This window comes from Pseudomonas sp. NFX183, from assembly GCF_047943075.1.
Classification (GTDB): Bacteria; Pseudomonadota; Gammaproteobacteria; order Pseudomonadales; family Pseudomonadaceae; genus Aquipseudomonas.
In genome coordinates, this window is record NZ_CP181333.1 from 3,499,444 (window position 1) to 3,516,442 (window position 16,999).

Below are 16,999 nucleotides of genomic sequence, written 5' to 3' on the forward strand. Positions count from 1 at the left end.
ATTGATCAATGAGCGATCCACTCGACAAAGCCACCTCCCAAGCCCCGGCGACGCTGGGGGAGGGGTGTTTAAGTCGATATGACCCGGATGACCTGGATGCTGAGGACGGCACCGAGTTTCCGGGTGCCGCTGAGTTGTGGGAGCGCGAACAGGCCAAATCCGAGCCTCAGGAAAATAACGGCCCGCCGCTCTAAAAAAACGGCGGGCACTGGGCTCAGATTCGGAAACTGCCCACCAACTGTTTCAAGCGAGCGGCCTGTTGTTCCAGGTCGGTGCAGGCGCGCAGGGTGGATTGCAGGTTTTCCACGCCTTCCTGGTTGAGGGTATTGATCTCGGTAATGTCCATGTTGATCGACTCCACCACCGAGGTTTGCTCCTCGGTGGCGGTGGCCACTGACTGGTTCATGCCGTCGATCTCGCCAATGCGCTGGGTCACGCTGTTCAAGCGCTCGCCGGCCAGGTTGGCGATTTCCACGCTGTCCTGGCTGTGGCGCTGGCTTTCACTCATGGTGCTGACCGAGTCGCGCGCGCCGACTTGCAGTTCCTCAATCATCTTCTGCACTTGCTGCGCCGACTCCTGAGTGCGATGGGCCAGGTTGCGCACCTCATCGGCCACGACCGCAAACCCGCGCCCGGCTTCCCCGGCACGCGCCGCTTCGATGGCGGCGTTCAGTGCCAGCAGGTTGGTTTGCTGGGAGATGCTGGTGATCACCTCCAGAATTTGCCCGATGTTCACAGTCTTGCTGTTCAGCGCTTCTATATTGCTGCTCGAAGCACTGATCATCGCTGACAGTTGGGTCATTGCCTTGATATTGCGATCCACCACCTGTTGGCCGTCTTCGGCCAAGTGCCGCGCATCGCTGGCCTGGCTGGAGGCTTGTGCGGCGTTGCGCGCGATTTCCTGGGCGGCGGCGCCCAGTTCGTTGATGGCGGCGGCGACGCTGTTGGTGCGGTTGGCCTGCTCGTCGGAGTTGACCATCGAGGAATTGGAGGCACTGACCACGCGCAAAGCCACTTCGTTGACCTGTTCGGTGGCTGAGGACACTTCGCGGATCGAGGTATGAATCCGCTCCACGAAGCGGTTGAAGGCAATGCCCAGCGTGCCGAACTCATCGTTGTTCTGGATGGTCAGGCGGCGGGTCAAGTCGCCCTCGCCATCGGCGATGTCCTGCATCGCGCGGGTCATTACGTGCAGGGGTTGCAACAGCACGCGGATGAGCATGCCCAGCAGCGCAATGATGATCACCACCGCGATGATCGTGGCGATGATCGCCGAATTGCGGAACTCGCTGAGCATGGCGAACGACTTGTCTTTATCCACCGAAATGCCCAGGTACCAGTTCACCGAGGGCAGGCCCTTGATCGGTGTAAAGGTCACGATGTTGTCTTTACCGTTGGCTTGAACTTCACTGAAGTCAGCACTGATCTTCGGCGTGTGATTGGGGTACACGTCGGCCAGGGTCTTCATCACCAGGTTTTTGTCCGGGTGCACGAGCACTTTGCCATCGGCACTGACCAGGAACGCATAACCCATGCCGCCGAAGTTCAGCGCGCCAATGTTATCCACCAGCGTTTGCAGGCTCAGGTCGCCGCCTACCACGCCGATGCTCTGACCCGTTGTGGTGGTGCTGGGGGTGGCGACCGAAATGATCAGTTTACCGGTGGCGGCATCAATATAGGGTTCAGTCAGGGTTGAACCATTGCTGGACTGGGCGCCCTTGTACCAGGGGCGTACCCTTGGGTCGAAGCCATCGGGCATCTTGGTGTCGGGGCGGATGGTGAAGGCGCCTTTGCTGTCGCCCACGTAGGTGGCCATGAACGAGGACGTCAGGGCTTTCTGTTCCAGCAGGCCGGCGACGACGGCGGGTTCAGGGTTGATGGCAATGTTCTGTGCTGCGTTTTCCACCAGCGCTATGCGCCCGGTGAGCCAGGTTTGAATATTGCTGGCGGTGACGTCGCCCATTTCATGCAGGTAATTATTGAGGTCGTCGCGAATCGCGTTGCGTTGCAGGTAGTCGTTGTAGAGGGTAAACAATGCGAAGGCGGCGATGACGATAAGGGCGGCTGCAAGCAGGATTTTGTGGCTGAAGCGCAGGTTTTTATTCATGGCTTGAAGGGTCCGCTAAGGTCTTGGTATCCGAAGCGCGTCCTCATGGGATGCGCAAAATGGCAGCGTCAAAAAAGGTGTGGTACTTCTGGTGATAGCTCTGTGAGTCCCTGTAGGAGCCATCCGACCTGTTTTTAGACTTTGTGGGTCTTACAATTATCTGTATCGACCTGGCGGCACTAAAGATTAACCAAAGGTGACGAAATGCCTGACTCCTCGCAACTCCTTATTGGCGCCGGCCCGGACGGCCAGCCCATCGCCCAGGCCATGCGCCTGGCCAACCGTCACGGCTTGATTGCCGGCGCCACGGGCACCGGCAAGACCGTCACCTTGCAGCGCCTGGCGGAAGCGTTCAGTGATGCGGGTGTGGCCGTGTTCGCCGCTGATATCAAAGGCGATCTGTGTGGTCTGGGGGCTGCCGCGAACCCTCAAGGTAAAGTGGCTGAGCGCATCGCGGGCATGCCCTTCCTTAACTACACGGCGAAGGCTTATCCGGTAACGCTGTGGGATATCCACGGGCAGTCGGGTCATCCGCTTCGCACGACCATCAGCGAAATGGGACCTCTACTGCTCGGCAGCCTGTTGGAACTCACCGACAGCCAGCAGTCGGCACTCTATGCCACCTTCAAAGTGGCGGACCGCGAAGGCTTGCTGCTGCTCGACCTCAAAGACCTCAAGGCATTGCTCAACCATCTGCGCTATCACCCGCAGCTGCTGGGTGACGATGCCGCGCTGATGACCACCGGCTCCAGCCAGGCGCTGTTGCGGCGCTTGGCGGTGCTTGAACAACAGGGCGCAGAAGCCTTGTTTGGTGAGCCGGCCCTGCAGCTTGAAGATATTTTGCAGCCGGCCAGCGACGGCCGCGGGCGAATCCATCTGCTCGACGCCAGCCGGCTGGTGCACGAAGCGCCCAAGGTGTACGCGACTTTTCTGCTGTGGCTGCTGGCCGAACTGTTCGAGCAGTTGCCGGAGCGCGGGGATGCCGACAAACCGTTGCTCGCGCTGTTTTTCGATGAGGCGCACTTGTTGTTTGCCGACACGCCCAAGGCTCTGCAGGACCGACTGGAGCAAGTGGTGCGCCTGATCCGCTCCAAGGGTGTCGGCGTGTACTTTGTCACGCAATCCCCCGCTGATTTGCCTGACACGGTCCTGGCGCAACTTGGTCTGCGTATTCAGCACGGCTTGCGGGCGTTCACCACGAAAGAGCAGAAATCCCTGCGCGCGGTAGCGGATGGCTTTCGGGCCAACCCTGCATTCGACACCTTGTCGGTGCTCACAGAGCTGGGCACTGGTGAGGCACTGGTGGGCACCTTGCAGGAAAAGGGCACGCCGGAAGTAGTCCAACGCGTGCTGGTAGCGCCGCCGCAATCGCGTATCGGGCCGCTCAGCGAAGCCGAACGCGCCGCGCTGATTGCCAGCTCGCCGTTGCTGGGTCGCTATGACAAGCCGATTGATCGAGAGTCGGCCTATGAAGTGTTGATGGCGCGCAAGGAGCTCGGGCCGACTGAGGCAGCCACGCCTGCTGCCGAAGAACCGAGCTTTACCGACAAGGCCGGGGCATTTCTGGGCACTACGGCCGGCAAGGCACTCAAATCAGCCATGCAACAGGCCGCCAATCAGATGGGTCGGCAGTTGGTGCGGGGTTTGTTGGGCTCGTTGCTGGGCGGCAGCAAGCGTAAGTAGCTATTCAGATTTGGGCTTGGCGTGCGCGGCCAATCGTTCCAGTGCCGCGCGCAAGCCCGGATCGCTGATCCCGTCGGCCGTTGCCTGAATGGTTTCGGCCGCATTCACCGACAGGTTGATGGTGTGCCCCACCGCGCCTTGCTGCACGGTCGGCGGCTGCACCTTGAACTGGATACGGGTCAAACTGGCAAATTCATCAAAGGCCATCAATTGTCGCTGCAGGCGTTTTTGCTGATAGCGCAAACGGGTCGCCCAATGACCGTCGGTGACAATTAACAGCAAATTTCCTTCGCGCCAGGACGCCACATGGCAATGTTCACGTGCGGCAGGTTGTAGCTGGCTTTCGACCAGGCGTTGCAAATGGCCCAAGCGTTGCGCATGGCCGAAGATGGCTTTCAACGGCTTGGCTTCGCGGAGCAACACGCTGGGCGCGCGGGCTGTAAGAGGGCGAAATGCCATGTTTAGACACCTTAAGTAACAGAGCCGCCATCTTAGCAGAAAGCGCCTGTGTGCCCCCCAGCCAATGCGTCACGCAGCGCTTTGCTCGTAAAATCAATAGGTAACTTCTGCGCCTGATGGGTTGAAGTTCCAGCAAAAGCCCTTATTTTAAACAGGCCCTCTCACAGCGCCATGCCAGCATCGGGGAATAACGCCACTTTCCTCACCCACGATTCCGGGTAGAATGCGCGTTCGCATGCGGCCGTGAGGGCTGCTCGGGCCACTCACGGTGCGCCCTCCATCCCTATGTGTGGAAGAACCTGCCGATATGTTTGCGCCTTTGTTAAAGAAACTTTTTGGAAGCAAGAATGAGCGCGAAGTTAAACGCATGCTCAAGACGGTGCAGCTGGTCAATGCCTTCGAAGAGCAGATGGTTGCCCTTTCGGACGAGCAATTGCGCGCCAAGACCCAAGAGTTCAAGGCCCGCATAGCCAAAGGTGAAACCCTCGACAAGCTGCTTCCCGAAGCCTTTGCGGTCGCCCGTGAAGCCGGTAAGCGTGTCATGGGCATGCGCCACTTCGACGTGCAGTTGATCGGCGGCATGACCTTGCATGAAGGCATGATTGCCGAAATGCGCACCGGTGAAGGCAAGACCCTGGTGGCAACCCTGGGTGTTTACCTCAACGCACTGTCCGGCAAGGGCGTGCACGTTGTGACGGTGAACGACTACCTGGCTCGCCGGGACGCCAACTGGATGCGCCCGCTGTATGAATTCCTCGGCCTGACCGTTGGCGTGGTAACGCCGTTCCAGCCGCCGGAAGAGAAGCGCGCCGCGTACGCGGCCGACATCACCTACGGCACCAACAACGAATTCGGTTTCGACTACCTGCGCGACAACATGGCGTTCAGCATGGAAGAAAAATTCCAGCGCGAACTCAATTTTGCCGTGATCGACGAAGTCGACTCCATCCTCATCGACGAAGCCCGTACCCCGCTGATCATCTCCGGCCAGGCCGAAGACAGCTCGCGCCTGTACACCGAGATCAACAAGTTGATCCCGCGTCTGGAGCAGCACATCGAGGAAGTGGAAGGCGTGGTGACCAAAGAAGGTCACTTCTCCATCGACGAGAAGACCCGTCAGGTCGAACTCAACGAAGCCGGTCACCAGTTCGTCGAAGAGATGCTGACCCAGATCGGCGAGCTGGCCGAAGGCGAAAGCCTGTACTCGGCCCACAACCTGGGCCTGTTGACCCACGTGTATGCCGGCCTGCGCGCCCACAAGCTGTTCCATCGCAACGTCGAATACATCGTCCAGGACGGCCAGGTCGTACTGGTTGACGAACACACCGGTCGTACCATGCCGGGTCGTCGTCTGTCCGAAGGCCTGCACCAGGCCATCGAAGCCAAGGAAGGGCTCAACATCCAGGCTGAAAGCCAGACGTTGGCCTCCACGACCTTCCAGAACTACTTCCGTCTGTACAACAAACTGTCCGGCATGACCGGTACGGCCGACACCGAAGCGTTCGAGTTCCACCAGATCTACAACCTGGCCGTGATGGTGATTCCACCGAACAAGCCGCTGGCGCGTAAAGACTACAACGACCTGGTGTTCCTGACGGCCGAAGAGAAATACGCGGCAATCATCAACGACATCAAGGACGGCATGGCCCAGGGTCGTCCGATCCTGGTGGGTACTGCCACCATCGAAACTTCCGAGCACGTGTCCAACCTGCTCAACAAGGAAGGCATCGAGCACAAAGTCCTCAACGCCAAGTTCCACGAAAAAGAAGCCGAGATCATCGCCCAGGCCGGTCGCCCAGGCGCACTGACCATTGCCACCAACATGGCCGGTCGTGGTACCGACATCCTGTTGGGCGGTAACTGGGAAGTGGAAGTCGCGGCGCTCGAAAACCCGAGCCCTGAGCAGATCGCTCAGATCAAGGCTGACTGGCAGAAACGCCACCAGGCCGTGCTGGAATCCGGCGGCCTGCAGGTGATCGCCTCCGAGCGTCACGAATCGCGCCGTATCGACAACCAGCTGCGTGGTCGTGCCGGTCGTCAGGGTGACGCCGGTTCCAGCCGTTTCTACCTGTCGCTGGAAGACAGCCTGATGCGCATCTTCGCCTCCGATCGGGTGAAGAACTTCATGAAGGCCCTGGGCATGCAGTCCGGTGAAGCGATCGAGCACCGCATGGTGACCAACGCCATCGAGAAGGCTCAGCGCAAGGTAGAAGGCCGTAACTTCGACATTCGTAAGCAACTGCTCGAGTTCGATGACGTCAACAACGAACAGCGTAAAGTGATTTATCACATGCGTAACACGTTGCTGGCCGCCGACAACATTGGCGAGACCATTGCCGATTTCCGTCAGGACGTGCTCAACGCCACCGTCAGCGCGCATATCCCGCCACAGTCGCTGCCTGAGCAGTGGGATGTTGCTGGTCTGGAAGCGGCGTTGAAGAGCGATTTCGGTGTCGACTTGCCGGTTCAGCAGTGGCTGGACGAAGACGATCACCTGTACGAAGAAACCCTGCGCGAGAAGCTGATGACCGAGCTGCTGGCCGCGTACAACGAGAAAGAAGAGCAGGCGAGTGCCGAAGCGCTGCGCACCTTCGAGAAACAAATCGTACTGCGTGTGCTGGACGACCTGTGGAAAGACCACCTGTCGACCATGGACCACTTGCGTCACGGTATCCACTTGCGTGGTTACGCCCAGAAGAACCCGAAGCAAGAGTACAAGCGCGAGTCGTTCACGCTGTTCTCCGAGCTGCTGGATTCGATCAAGCGCGATTCGATTCGCGTGCTGTCCCACGTTCAGGTGCGTCGCGAAGACCCGATCGAGGAAGAAGCTCGCCTGCGCCAGGAAGCCGAAGCATTGGCTGCGCGCATGCAGTTCCAGCACGACGAAGCACCGGGCCTGGAAGCGCCTGAGGTGTTGGGCGAAGAGGTCGATGTGGCCTTGGCGCAAACTCCGGTTCGCAATGATCAGAAGCTGGGCCGCAACGAACTGTGCTGGTGTGGTTCGGGCAAGAAGTTCAAACACTGCCACGGCGAAATCAACTAAGATTTTTGCCTGACGCTGCAACACCCCGCGCCGCGACCGGCATCAGCCGTCGCGGCGTTTTGCCATTAATTCCCACCGTCGATAGCGACGGCACAGACATCACCTATTTTTAAGGAGCGCATTCATGGCTGTTGGTCTTGGTCCTTTGCCCACATTGCACCCGGTTGCCGGTTTTGAACTCGGTATCGCTTCGGCCGGCATCAAGCGCCCCGGGCGCAAGGATGTGGTGGTGATGCGCTGTGCCGAAGGTTCGACTGTCGCCGGTGTATTCACCCTCAATGCGTTCTGCGCCGCGCCGGTAATCCTGGCCAAACAACGCGTGGCCGGTTCGATTCGCTACCTGCTGACCAACACCGGTAACGCCAACGCCGGCACCGGCGAGCCTGGCCTGGTGGCCGCTGCCCGCACTTGCGCAAAGCTGGCCCAGTTGACTGGCGTGGACGCCAGCCAAGTGCTGCCTTACTCCACCGGTGTAATCGGTGAGCCACTGCCGGTGGAAAAAATCGAAGGCGCCCTGCAAGCCGCGCTGGATGACTTGTCTGTGGATAACTGGGCTGCCGCTGCCACGGGCATCATGACCACCGACACACTGCCAAAAGGCGCGAGCCGTCAGTTCGTGCACGACGGCGTGACCATCACCGTGACCGGCATCAGCAAAGGCGCGGGCATGATCCGCCCGAACATGGCCACCATGCTCGGCTACATCGCCACCGACGCCAAAGTCTCCCGCGACGTGCTGCAACGCTTGATGCTGGACGGCGCCAACAAATCGTTCAACCGCATCACCATCGATGGCGATACCTCGACCAACGACTGCTGCATGTTGATTGCGACCGGCCAGGCCAACCTGCCGGAAATCACCTCTACCGAAGGCCCGCTGTTCGCCGCGTTGAAGCAGGCGGTGTTCGAGGTGTGCATGGACGTGGCCCAGGCCATCGTGCGTGACGGCGAAGGCGCGACCAAGTTTGTGACCGTGGAAGTCAACGGCGGCGCCAACCACCAGGAATGCCTGGACGTTGGCTACACCGTGGCCCACTCGCCGCTGATCAAGACTGCCTTGTTTGCCTCTGACCCGAACTGGGGCCGCATCCTCGCCGCCGTTGGCCGTGCCGGCGTGCCTGACCTGGACGTGAGCAAGATCGACGTGTTCCTTGGCGAGGTGTGCATTGCCAGCCGTGGCGCCCGCGCCGAAACCTATACCGAAGCCCAGGGCTCGGCAGTGATGCAGCAGGAAGAAATCACCATCCGCATCGAACTGGGTCGCGGTGAGTGCAGCGAAACGATCTGGACCACTGACCTGTCCCACGAGTACGTGAAGATCAATGCGGAATACCGCACCTGACAGCCAAGAGGATAAGCGCGGTGAAACGAGTGCATGTAGCAGCAGCGGTGATCCGCGGTGTCGATGGCAGGATCCTGCTGGCGCGCCGCGCCGATACCCAGCATCAAGGCGGCCTCTGGGAATTTCCCGGTGGCAAGGTGGAGGCCGATGAATCGGTTGCTGCCGCCTTGTCCCGCGAATTGCAGGAAGAACTGGGCATCCAGGTCACCACGGCACGCCCGCTGATCAAGGTGCAGCATGACTACCCGGACAAGCAGGTGTTGCTGGATGTTTGGGAAGTCTCGGCCTTTACCGGCGAGCCTCACGGTGCCGAAGGGCAGCCGTTGGAATGGGTGGCTCCGCGAGACTTGATCAACTATGCGTTCCCGGCGGCGAATGCGCCGATCGTGGCGGCGGCGCGGCTGCCGGCTGAGTACCTGATTACCCCGGGCGAGCTGGAAACCCCGACCTTGCTGCGTGGTATTCAGAAGGCGATTGCCGGGGGCATCAAGCTGGTTCAGCTGCGTGCGCCCAATGGTTACGACCCTAAATACCGTGACCTGGCAGTGGACGCCGTTGGCCTGTGTGCCGGCAAGGCGCAATTGATGCTCAAGGGCCCGTTTGAGTGGCTGGGGGATTTCCCGGCGGCCGGCTGGCACATGACGTCGGCGCAGTTGCGTAAATACGCGAGCAAGGGACGCCCACTGCCGAAGGATCGCTGGTTGGCGGCCTCCTGCCACAACGCTGAAGAACTGGCGCTGGCGGAAATGATGGACGTGGATTTTGTCACGCTGTCACCAGTGCAGCCGACCCAGACGCACCCGGATGCTCAGCCATTGGGGTGGGAGCAGGCGGCCGAGTTGATCCGTGGGTTCAGCAAACCCGTGTTTTTGCTCGGCGGCGTAGGGCCGGCAGAGCGGGAGCAGGCGTGGGCCGCTGGGGCTCAGGGTGTTGCCGGGATTCGGGCGTTTTGGCCGCAGGTTTGATGTTGTTCTGACGGGCCTCTTCGCGAGCAAGCCCGCTCCCACAGTCGACCGGGTTCCAACGTTGGAATGCAGTCAACTGTGGGAGCGGGCTTGCTCGCGAAGGGCCAGATCAGTCACCCCAAAACCTCAGTGTGGCTTAGCCGCCGCCTGCCACAATACCTCAGCCACACCCTGGCGCTTGGCAATCACCCGTGCCGCCACAAACAACAAGTCCGACAACCGATTGATGTACGCCAACCCCACGCCTTCCAACGGTTCAATCGCATTCAACTGCTGACACCGCCGCTCCGCACTGCGCGCCAGGCTGCGGCACACGTGGGCTTGGGCGATCAGCGCGGAACCACCGGGCAAGATGAAGTTCTCCAGCGGCCCGACTTCCTCGTTCCAGCGATCAATCGCCGCTTCCAGCCGATCAACTTCGGCCGCATTCAATGCCTTGTACACCGGCATCGCCAGCTCACCGCCCAAGTCGAACAACCGATGCTGGCAAGGGGTAAGCACCTCAATCACGTCGTTCAGTTGCGGATGCTTGCCGCTCTGCTCTTCAAGGCTGGCCAGCAGTAAACCCAACTGGCTGTTGAGCGTGTCCACCTCGCCGATGGCTTCCACGCGCGGGTGGTCCTTGGGCACGCGACGGCCGTCGCCCAGGCCAGTCTCGCCTGTGTCGCCGGTACGGGTGTAGATCTTCGACAGGCGAAAGCCCATGGTTATTGCTCCAGTTGAGTCAGGTCAAAGGGTGGCATTTGGCTGCCGGCCAGCGGCAGGCGCAGGGTGAAGCAGGTGCCTTGGCCGAGGGTGGAGTGCACTTCCATCTGGCCTTTGTGGTTATTGGTGACGATGAAATACGACACCGACAGCCCCAGCCCGGTGCCTTGGCCGATTTCCTTGGTGGTGAAGAACGGCTCGAACGTGCGTTTGCGCACGTTTTCGCTCATGCCGATGCCATTGTCTTCCACTTGGATCTCCGCCCAGGGCGGGTTGAGGCGGGTACGTAAAATAATGCGCCCGGGCTCGCGGTCGTCTTCACGCAGGTGAATGGCCTGGGCGGCGTTTTTCAACAGGTTGAGCAGTACCTGTTCCAGTTCGTTGGCGGTGCCGGGCACCGGGCCGAGCTGCGGGTCGAATTGGCGGATAATTGCCTGGCCCTTGAAGTCGAAGCCGATCGTCAGGTCGAAGTCATTGCCGGCAATTTCCACCGCCTGGTCGATCAGTGCTGGCAAATCGCAAGGCGCCATTTGCCGATTGCTGCGGCGGCTGAAACTGAGCATATGCGTGACGATCTTCGCCGCGCGTGCGCCGGCTTGCTGGATGCCATCGAGCAATTGCGGGACTTCGCGGCCCTGCAGGTAGCGGTTGACCACCTCCAGTTCGATGCCCGCCTGTTCCGCGTGTTCCAGGTTTTTCGGCAGGTCGGGGGACAGGCGGCGGCGGATGTTCTGCACGTTGTGCAGGATCGCCCCGAGCGGGTTGTTGATTTCGTGGGCCATGCCCGCGGCCAGGCCGCCGACGGAGAGCATTTTCTCCGACTGCACCATCATTTCTTCCAGGGACAAGCGCTGGGTGATGTCGTCGATACGGATCACCACGCCGCGCCCGGCGCCGCCCATCAAGGGGTAAAAGGTCAGGGCGTAATGCTTGGCCTCGTCATCCTTTATCCAGGTGACGCGCTCAATGCGTTCAACCGTGTGTTGCTCAACCGTGGCCTTGATTTGCGGCAGGTAGGGCTTGAGCGGCTGGAACGCGAGGAAGATCGGCTGGTTCAGCGCTTCGTCCAGGCGCGTGCCGGAAAGCGCAGTGGCTTCCTGATTCCACTGGGTGACGTAAAGTTGTTCGTCCAGGGCGATCAGCGCAGAAGGCATCGAGTCGATAATGCTGTTCAGGTAATTCTGGAAACCCGTGAGTTTTTTCTCGATCTTGCTGCGAACCTGCACTTCGAGTTCCAGCTTGCGGTTGGTGTGGCGCGTCTCTTCGGCCAGGCCCTGGGCTTGGGCGTAGGCGGCCTGGGAGTCGTCCCGCGCTCGCTTGAGCTGATGCTCGCGGGCTTCGATGCGCGACAGCATGGTGTTGAACGCTTCGGCCAGGCTGCCGATTTCATCATGGTTGCCGCGCCCGGCACGCAGGGCGTAGTTTTCTTCGCGGGTCACCTGCCGCGAGAGCTCTTCGAGTTCGTGAATCGGGCGGGTGATCAAGCGTTTGATCTGCCGGGCGATGACCAGCCAGAGCAGCACACTGAAAATCAGGATGCCCAGGCTGGCTGTCAGCGTGCCGGTATAGAACGCCACGGGTAGCTCGCTGCTGGCGACCAACAGTAAATGTCCCGGAGGCTGGCCGGCGCGGGGCAGGGTGATGACCTGGTTGCTGCGAAATTCGGTGACGCGCCAGGCCTCGATATGCCGGTAGTTGTCCGGCAGGTGCAGGCGGTTGCCATGTTGCATTTGGGCCAGGCGGGTGCCTTCGCCGTCATATAACGCGGCGGCGCGTAATGGCGAGTAACTGGTCAACTCGCTGAGCAGGGCGTCGGCCTTGGCCGGGGATTCGAGGGCTTCGGCGGCGAGGGCGGGGTTGGACACCAGGCGACCGATGGCCTGCAACGCCTGCGGGGCCATGCTTTCCTGGGAGATCCAGTAGGCGGCGCTGATAAACGTCAGGTTGGCCACCAACAACACGGTGGTCAACAACACCAGCAGGGCGGCCAGCAGTTTCTGCCCTACCGGTAGATTTTCAAGACGCTGGCGCAGTGGCATCAGGGTTTTCCCAGGTGATAGACAGGTAGGCAGGGTAGCGCGTGCCTCAGTCGGTGGCCAATCCGCGTGCGCGTAAGTGGTCGATCAGCCGCGCTTGCAGCTGTTGCAGATGCGGCAGCACCAACTGATGGCGGGCCGCCGCCTGGCAAGCGTAGCCCAGCAGGTAGCTGATTTCGGTGCGCCGGGCGTTTGCCACGTCCTGATACATGGAGGAGTAGTTGGCCGCCGTCGCGTGGACGACGCGTTCTACTTCGCTGTGCAACGCCTCGGCGGCGGCCGGTTGACCGCAGCACTCGAGCAACTCGGTCAATTCGGCGCACAAGGTCGCCACTTCGCATTGGTGGTCTTGCAGGCCGCCATTGCGGCACTGGTAGAGCACGGTCAACGGGTTGATCGCGCAATTGAGCGCCAGCTTGCGCCACAGGCGGGTGAGAATATCGGTGCTCCATTCGTGGGGAATGCCGGCGGCGTGCAGGTCGTCCAGCCACAGCGGTGGCGTCGGGTGGCCCGCGTCCCCCAGCCAGGTGTAGCCATGGCCGGCAAAGACCACGCGCCAATCGCCGTCGCGGAACGCGCCTTCAGTGCTGGAGGCAAAGATGCAACGGGCTTGCGGCAGCTGCGCGGCCACGGCGTCCTGGCTGCCCAGGCCGTTTTGCAACAGGATCAGTTCGGCGTCCGGTACCAGCCGGTGTTGCAGCTGTGCGATGGCGGTTTCGGCGTCGTAGGCTTTGCACGCCACCAGCAGACGATGAATGGGTTCTTGGCTGTGGGGCGTTTCGCCGATCACTGGGTAGGTGTGTGCTACGCCATGCTCTACCAGCGTCAGGCCTCTTGCCTGCCGGTAGCTGGAAAGGCGCGCCTCATCCCGCAGGATCAGCCGCACGGGCACGCCCGCGCGCGACAGGCGTGTGGCCCACAGTGTGCCCAGGCTGCCGGCGCCGAGAATGTGCAAGGTAGTCGACATGAGTTTGTGCTCCGTAGGGTCGCTCACAGTGAACAGGGCGAAAGAACCGCTATAATGCCTCGGCATTTTAGCTTGGGCGCGCTCCATCTCTACTGAGCCCGCCCCTTATATTGGAGAAATGACATGCCTTCGTTCGACGTGGTATCCGAACTGGACAAACACGAAGTCACCAACGCCGTCGAGAACGCCGTCAAGGAACTGGACCGTCGCTATGACTTGAAAGGCAAGGGCAGCTTCGAGTTCAAGGAAAAGGAACTGACCGTCAACCTGACCGCTGAAGCCGATTTCCAGCTGGAAGCGATGATCGAGATTCTCAAGCTGGCCCTGGTCAAGCGCAAGATCGACGTGCAGTGCCTTGAAGTCAAGGACGCCTACGCCTCCGGCAAGCTGATGAAGCAGGAAGCCGTACTCAAGGAAGGCATCGACAAAGAGCTGGCGAAGAAGATCGTCGCGCACATCAAGGATGCCAAGCTGAAAGTCCAGGCCGCCATCCAGGGTGAACAGGTTCGCGTGACCGGCAAGAAGCGTGACGATCTGCAAGAGGCAATCGCTGCTCTGCGCGCCAAGACCTTCGACATGCCGCTGCAGTTCAATAACTTCCGCGACTGATGGCACTTCGCGGAACCTGTGGGTGTTTTTGACGTCCCACGCCCCAGAGTCTGTGCCTACACTTGAGCCCCACGGGGCTCATTTGCGTTTTATGGCAGTCAATCAAGCCGCACATCCGCGCAACAGGAGAAGATAGATGGATTTGAACGCTGAAGTGGATCACCTGATCAAGACCTCGCAGTCCTGGATCCCGATGATTATGGAATACGGCAGCCGGGTGTTGCTGGCAGTGATAACCCTGGCCATCGGCTGGTGGCTGATTAACGTATTTACCCACCGCGTGGGGCGCTTGCTGGCCATCCGCAATGCGGACCTGGCGCTGCAGCACTTCATCACCAGCCTTGCCAACATCGCATTAAAAGTCATGCTGATTGTCAGCGTGGCCTCGATGATCGGCGTGGCAACCACCTCGTTCGTCGCCGCCATCGGTGCGGCTACCCTGGCCATCGGCCTGGCGTTGCAAGGCAGCCTGGCCAACTTCGCCGGCGGCGTGCTGATTCTGCTGTTTCGCCCATTCCGCATCGGTGACTGGATCGAGGCTCAGGGCACATCCGGGACCGTCGACAGTATTCAGATCTTCCACACCGTACTGCGTACCGGCGACAACAAAACCGTGATTGTGCCTAACGGCATCCTGTCCAACGGCATCATCACCAACACCAACCGTCAGCCGACCCGCAAGGTAGTGTTTGACGTGGGTGTCGACTATGAAGCCGACTTGCAGAAAGCCCGTGAAGTGCTGCTGGAATTGGCGAAAGACCCGCGCGTGCTGACAGACCCTGCAGCGGTGGCGGTAGTGTCGACGTTGGGCGACAGTTCGATCACCGTGTCTTTGCGTTGCTGGACCAAGACGTCCGATTACTGGGACGTGGTGTTCATGCTTAATGAACTGGCGCGTGATCGCTTGAAAGGCGCGGGCATTGATATTCCGTTTCCACAGCGCGTTATTCGCGTGATGCAGGAATCGGCTGCGAAATAACTAAGCGCAACGTATCGAACTTGGCCGAATGGTCAGGTTCGATGCGCGCAGTTAATCTCGTTAGTTAGCTTGCTAGTTATTTTTCAGAGAAATAAAACTGCAATAAAAAAGCCGCTCCCTTGCAAACAGGGGAGCGGCTTTTTATTTAAGGCCGAGGCCTTAAGCCATCGTTGTAATCAAACTGGCAATTACAAGATGTTCAGCGGGTATTGCGCGATCAGACGCAGTTCGTCGATAGACGCCGAACCGTAGTACACGCCATCAGACGAACGATAGGTCGCTTGACGCACGCGCAGGCTCAGGTCTTTTGCTGGACCGCTCTGAATCACGTACTTGGCTTCGATGTCACGTTCCCACTCTTTGCCGTTGGAGGTCTCTGCGGTGTTAGCGCCGGTACCTTTAACGTAGCGAGTCATGAAGCTCAGGCCTGGCACGCCGAAGGTGGCCATGTTCAGGTCATAACGAGCCTGGAACGATTTCTCGTCTTCAGCGTTGAAGTCGGAACGGGCGATGGAGTTGGCCAGGAAAATCGTGCCGCCGCCGTCTACGCCGTAGCCGTAGTCACCGTCACCGCTGACTTTTTGGTAGGCCAGGGTGAACGTGTGAGCCTGGATGGTGTACGCGCCTTGCAAGCTGTAGGCACGGTTGTCCAGTTTGGTGGTGCCGTCTTTTTCTGCGCGTTGCAGGCCGGCGCCGTCGCTCTTGGTGCTGTAGATGTTGAAGTCAACGGCCAGGGACTGTTCGTTGCTCAGCGCGTGAGTCCAGTTCAGGTTGGCGTAGGTTTTCTTCCAGTAGTCTTCAGTCTTCGCGTAGTAAAGGCTGGCGCTGACTTCTGGAGTCAGGGCGTAGACACCACCGATGAAGTCGGTTTTGGTCAGGCCCAGGCTGTCACGGTAAGTCTGTGCTTGTGCCACGCTGGAGGTGAAGTGACCACCTTCGAGTTTCAGGCCCTTGATCTCGTTGCTGGTGATCGAGATACCTTGCGGCAGCTCTGGCAGCAAGCGGCTGTCATCGGAGGCGAAGACTGGCGCGGTGGTGTACTGGTCGCCGACTTTGAGCACGGTGTCGGAGATGCGGAACTTAACAGCGCCGCCGCCTTTGGAGTAGTCGTCTTGCGAGCGGCCGTCTGCACCGGTAGGGAACAGGCCAGTGCCCGAACGACCCTTGCCGCTGTCGAGTTTCACGCCCAGCAGGCCGATCACATCAACACCGACGCCGATGGTGCCTTGGGTGTAGCCCGACTGGAACAGGCCGTTGAAGCCCAGGCCAGTTTCGTCTACACGGCTTTTGCCGGTGTCGTTGTTACGGAAGTCGCGGCTGAAGTTCAGCAAACGAGTGTTGATGCTGAAAGTACTGTCTTCAACAAAGCCCTTGGAATCGTCCTGGGCGGACGCCATTGCGAACTGCGAGGTGCCTGCTGAAACAGCCAGGGCGATCATGCTCCACTTCATCACGCGCATCGTGATTTGCTCCTTTGGTTTTAGGAAGAGTACTGCCGTCCCACCTGTATTTTTATCTGGGCGGCTCTTTCTTTTTTGTGTCGGCGCAAAGTTATATCACGCGGACCCTATTGACGATACTTACCCATCTATCCTTTCAGCTTCTTTACGAGGCTGTCGTAAATTGCTATTTCCATGTCGCAAATTCACAGCCCGACTGTAACCAGGCTGACAACTTAAGTGCTGTTTTCAGACCGCTTTCGAAGTTTGAAATCTTCCGTGATACGCACTCAATCGCTTGTGTTTTTATCGCGAAACACCTGCTTCCAAACGGGTGCTGTTGCCGACGATAGTGGGGTGAATGCAACAAGCGTGCACAAAGCGGTAACCAAATGTCATTTTTTCGTGAAAAACGTTACGGGAGTGTAAAAACCGCATAAGCACGGGCTTTTTACGCCGTTTGGTTTGGGCTTGACGCCCAGGCGTTACACCTCTGAAGGGCTGCATAAATCCTGTACCAGGTAAAAACGTTACCGGTTGACCCTCATGAGTGGGTAATCGGCGGATCCCTTTGAGGCACGGGTGGGTCATTTTGGTGCATTCCGTCGAGGCCCGATTCAGCGTAGCTCAAATATTCGCTTGCCTCTAAAGGGGGCACGTTTTTT

The 16,999-nt window shown here is 59.7% G+C and carries 13 protein-coding genes and 1 pseudogene; 7 read left to right on the forward strand and 7 right to left on the reverse strand.

The window, feature by feature from the left end; all coding sequences use genetic code 11:
• Positions 1–8 precede the first annotated feature (8 nt).
• Positions 9–194, forward strand: coding sequence for a hypothetical protein (locus tag ACM530_RS16255; RefSeq protein WP_416362680.1), 186 nt, complete (start codon positions 9–11; stop codon positions 192–194).
• A gap of 20 nt (positions 195–214) precedes the next feature.
• Here the strand turns inward: ACM530_RS16255 and ACM530_RS16260 are convergent, their stop codons facing one another.
• Together ACM530_RS16260 and ACM530_RS16265 are read right to left on the reverse strand one after the other, a co-directional pair.
• Positions 215–979 carry a methyl-accepting chemotaxis protein gene (locus tag ACM530_RS16260; RefSeq protein ID WP_370004806.1) on the reverse strand — a complete coding sequence of 255 codons (765 nt, stop codon included), beginning with the start codon at positions 977–979 and terminating at the stop codon, positions 215–217.
• A gap of 93 nt (positions 980–1,072) precedes the next feature.
• Positions 1,073–2,107: pseudogene (locus ACM530_RS16265) on the reverse strand (cache domain-containing protein); the annotation flags it as partial.
• A gap of 204 nt (positions 2,108–2,311) precedes the next feature.
• Between ACM530_RS16265 and ACM530_RS16270 the strand changes: the two are divergent.
• On the forward strand, positions 2,312–3,790 hold the full coding sequence (locus tag ACM530_RS16270; RefSeq protein ID WP_416362681.1) for a helicase HerA-like domain-containing protein: 1,479 nt from the start codon (positions 2,312–2,314) through the stop codon (positions 3,788–3,790).
• On the opposite strand, the gene ACM530_RS16275 is transcribed toward ACM530_RS16270, so the two are convergent.
• Positions 3,791–4,249 carry a DUF721 domain-containing protein gene (locus ACM530_RS16275; protein ID WP_106578374.1) on the reverse strand — a complete coding sequence of 153 codons (459 nt, stop codon included), beginning with the start codon at positions 4,247–4,249 and terminating at the stop codon, positions 3,791–3,793.
• A gap of 307 nt (positions 4,250–4,556) precedes the next feature.
• On the opposite strand from ACM530_RS16275, the gene secA reads away from it, so the two are divergent.
• The 3 genes from secA (at position 4,557) to ACM530_RS16290 (ending at position 9,599) form a co-directional block, all read left to right on the forward strand.
• Positions 4,557–7,292, forward strand: a complete 2,736-nt coding sequence (secA, locus tag ACM530_RS16280) for a preprotein translocase subunit SecA (protein WP_106578375.1) — start codon at positions 4,557–4,559, stop codon at positions 7,290–7,292.
• Between the two features lie 124 nt (positions 7,293–7,416).
• The gene (argJ, locus tag ACM530_RS16285; RefSeq protein WP_262209779.1) at positions 7,417–8,634 is read left to right on the forward strand and encodes a bifunctional glutamate N-acetyltransferase/amino-acid acetyltransferase ArgJ; all 1,218 of its coding nucleotides are present in this window, start codon (positions 7,417–7,419) and stop codon (positions 8,632–8,634) included.
• A gap of 20 nt (positions 8,635–8,654) precedes the next feature.
• Positions 8,655–9,599: a Nudix family hydrolase gene (locus ACM530_RS16290; protein ID WP_145165369.1), complete on the forward strand. Its 945-nt coding sequence runs from the start codon at positions 8,655–8,657 to the stop codon at positions 9,597–9,599.
• Positions 9,600–9,725: 126 nt separating this feature from the next.
• On the opposite strand, the gene ACM530_RS16295 is transcribed toward ACM530_RS16290, so the two are convergent.
• From ACM530_RS16295 to ACM530_RS16305, 3 genes are read right to left on the reverse strand one after another with little or no spacing between them, the layout of a single operon-like run.
• Entirely contained in the window at positions 9,726–10,304 is a 579-nt protein-coding gene (locus tag ACM530_RS16295) for a cob(I)yrinic acid a,c-diamide adenosyltransferase (RefSeq protein ID WP_262209776.1), read from the reverse strand.
• A 2-nt stretch (positions 10,305–10,306) separates the two neighbouring features.
• On the reverse strand, positions 10,307–12,343 hold the full coding sequence (locus tag ACM530_RS16300; RefSeq protein WP_145165365.1) for a sensor histidine kinase: 2,037 nt from the start codon (positions 12,341–12,343) through the stop codon (positions 10,307–10,309).
• Between the two features lie 46 nt (positions 12,344–12,389).
• On the reverse strand, positions 12,390–13,307 hold the full coding sequence (locus ACM530_RS16305; RefSeq protein ID WP_416362682.1) for a putative 2-dehydropantoate 2-reductase: 918 nt from the start codon (positions 13,305–13,307) through the stop codon (positions 12,390–12,392).
• A 123-nt stretch (positions 13,308–13,430) separates the two neighbouring features.
• Here ACM530_RS16305 and ACM530_RS16310 point away from each other — a divergent pair, with 123 nt between their 5' ends.
• Together ACM530_RS16310 and ACM530_RS16315 are read left to right on the forward strand one after the other, a co-directional pair.
• Positions 13,431–13,916, forward strand: coding sequence for a YajQ family cyclic di-GMP-binding protein (locus ACM530_RS16310; protein ID WP_003193880.1), 486 nt, complete (start codon positions 13,431–13,433; stop codon positions 13,914–13,916).
• A gap of 136 nt (positions 13,917–14,052) precedes the next feature.
• Positions 14,053–14,895: a mechanosensitive ion channel family protein gene (locus tag ACM530_RS16315; protein WP_416362683.1), complete on the forward strand. Its 843-nt coding sequence runs from the start codon at positions 14,053–14,055 to the stop codon at positions 14,893–14,895.
• A 188-nt stretch (positions 14,896–15,083) separates the two neighbouring features.
• Here the strand turns inward: ACM530_RS16315 and ACM530_RS16320 are convergent, their stop codons facing one another.
• The gene (locus tag ACM530_RS16320) at positions 15,084–16,355 is read right to left on the reverse strand and encodes an OprD family porin (RefSeq protein ID WP_145165359.1); all 1,272 of its coding nucleotides are present in this window, start codon (positions 16,353–16,355) and stop codon (positions 15,084–15,086) included.
• Positions 16,356–16,999: the final 644 nt, after the last annotated feature.

What these genes read in the sequence shown, in the direction of transcription:
- ACM530_RS16275 (WP_106578374.1), bottom strand. Translation starts at nt 4,249, where the DNA reads ATGGCATTTCGCCCTCTTACAGCCCGCGCGCCCAGCGTGTTGCTCCGC.
- ACM530_RS16320 (WP_145165359.1), bottom strand. Translation starts at nt 16,355, where the DNA reads ATGCGCGTGATGAAGTGGAGCATGATCGCCCTGGCTGTTTCAGCAGGC.
- ACM530_RS16270 (WP_416362681.1), top strand. Translation starts at nt 2,312, where the DNA reads ATGCCTGACTCCTCGCAACTCCTTATTGGCGCCGGCCCGGACGGCCAG.
- ACM530_RS16315 (WP_416362683.1), top strand. Translation starts at nt 14,053, where the DNA reads ATGGATTTGAACGCTGAAGTGGATCACCTGATCAAGACCTCGCAGTCC.
- ACM530_RS16300 (WP_145165365.1), bottom strand. Translation starts at nt 12,343, where the DNA reads ATGCCACTGCGCCAGCGTCTTGAAAATCTACCGGTAGGGCAGAAACTG.
- argJ (WP_262209779.1), top strand. Translation starts at nt 7,417, where the DNA reads ATGGCTGTTGGTCTTGGTCCTTTGCCCACATTGCACCCGGTTGCCGGT.
- ACM530_RS16260 (WP_370004806.1), bottom strand. Translation starts at nt 979, where the DNA reads ATGGTCAACTCCGACGAGCAGGCCAACCGCACCAACAGCGTCGCCGCC.
- ACM530_RS16255 (WP_416362680.1), top strand. Translation starts at nt 9, where the DNA reads ATGAGCGATCCACTCGACAAAGCCACCTCCCAAGCCCCGGCGACGCTG.
- ACM530_RS16305 (WP_416362682.1), bottom strand. Translation starts at nt 13,307, where the DNA reads ATGTCGACTACCTTGCACATTCTCGGCGCCGGCAGCCTGGGCACACTG.
- secA (WP_106578375.1), top strand. Translation starts at nt 4,557, where the DNA reads ATGTTTGCGCCTTTGTTAAAGAAACTTTTTGGAAGCAAGAATGAGCGC.
- ACM530_RS16295 (WP_262209776.1), bottom strand. Translation starts at nt 10,304, where the DNA reads ATGGGCTTTCGCCTGTCGAAGATCTACACCCGTACCGGCGACACAGGC.
- ACM530_RS16310 (WP_003193880.1), top strand. Translation starts at nt 13,431, where the DNA reads ATGCCTTCGTTCGACGTGGTATCCGAACTGGACAAACACGAAGTCACC.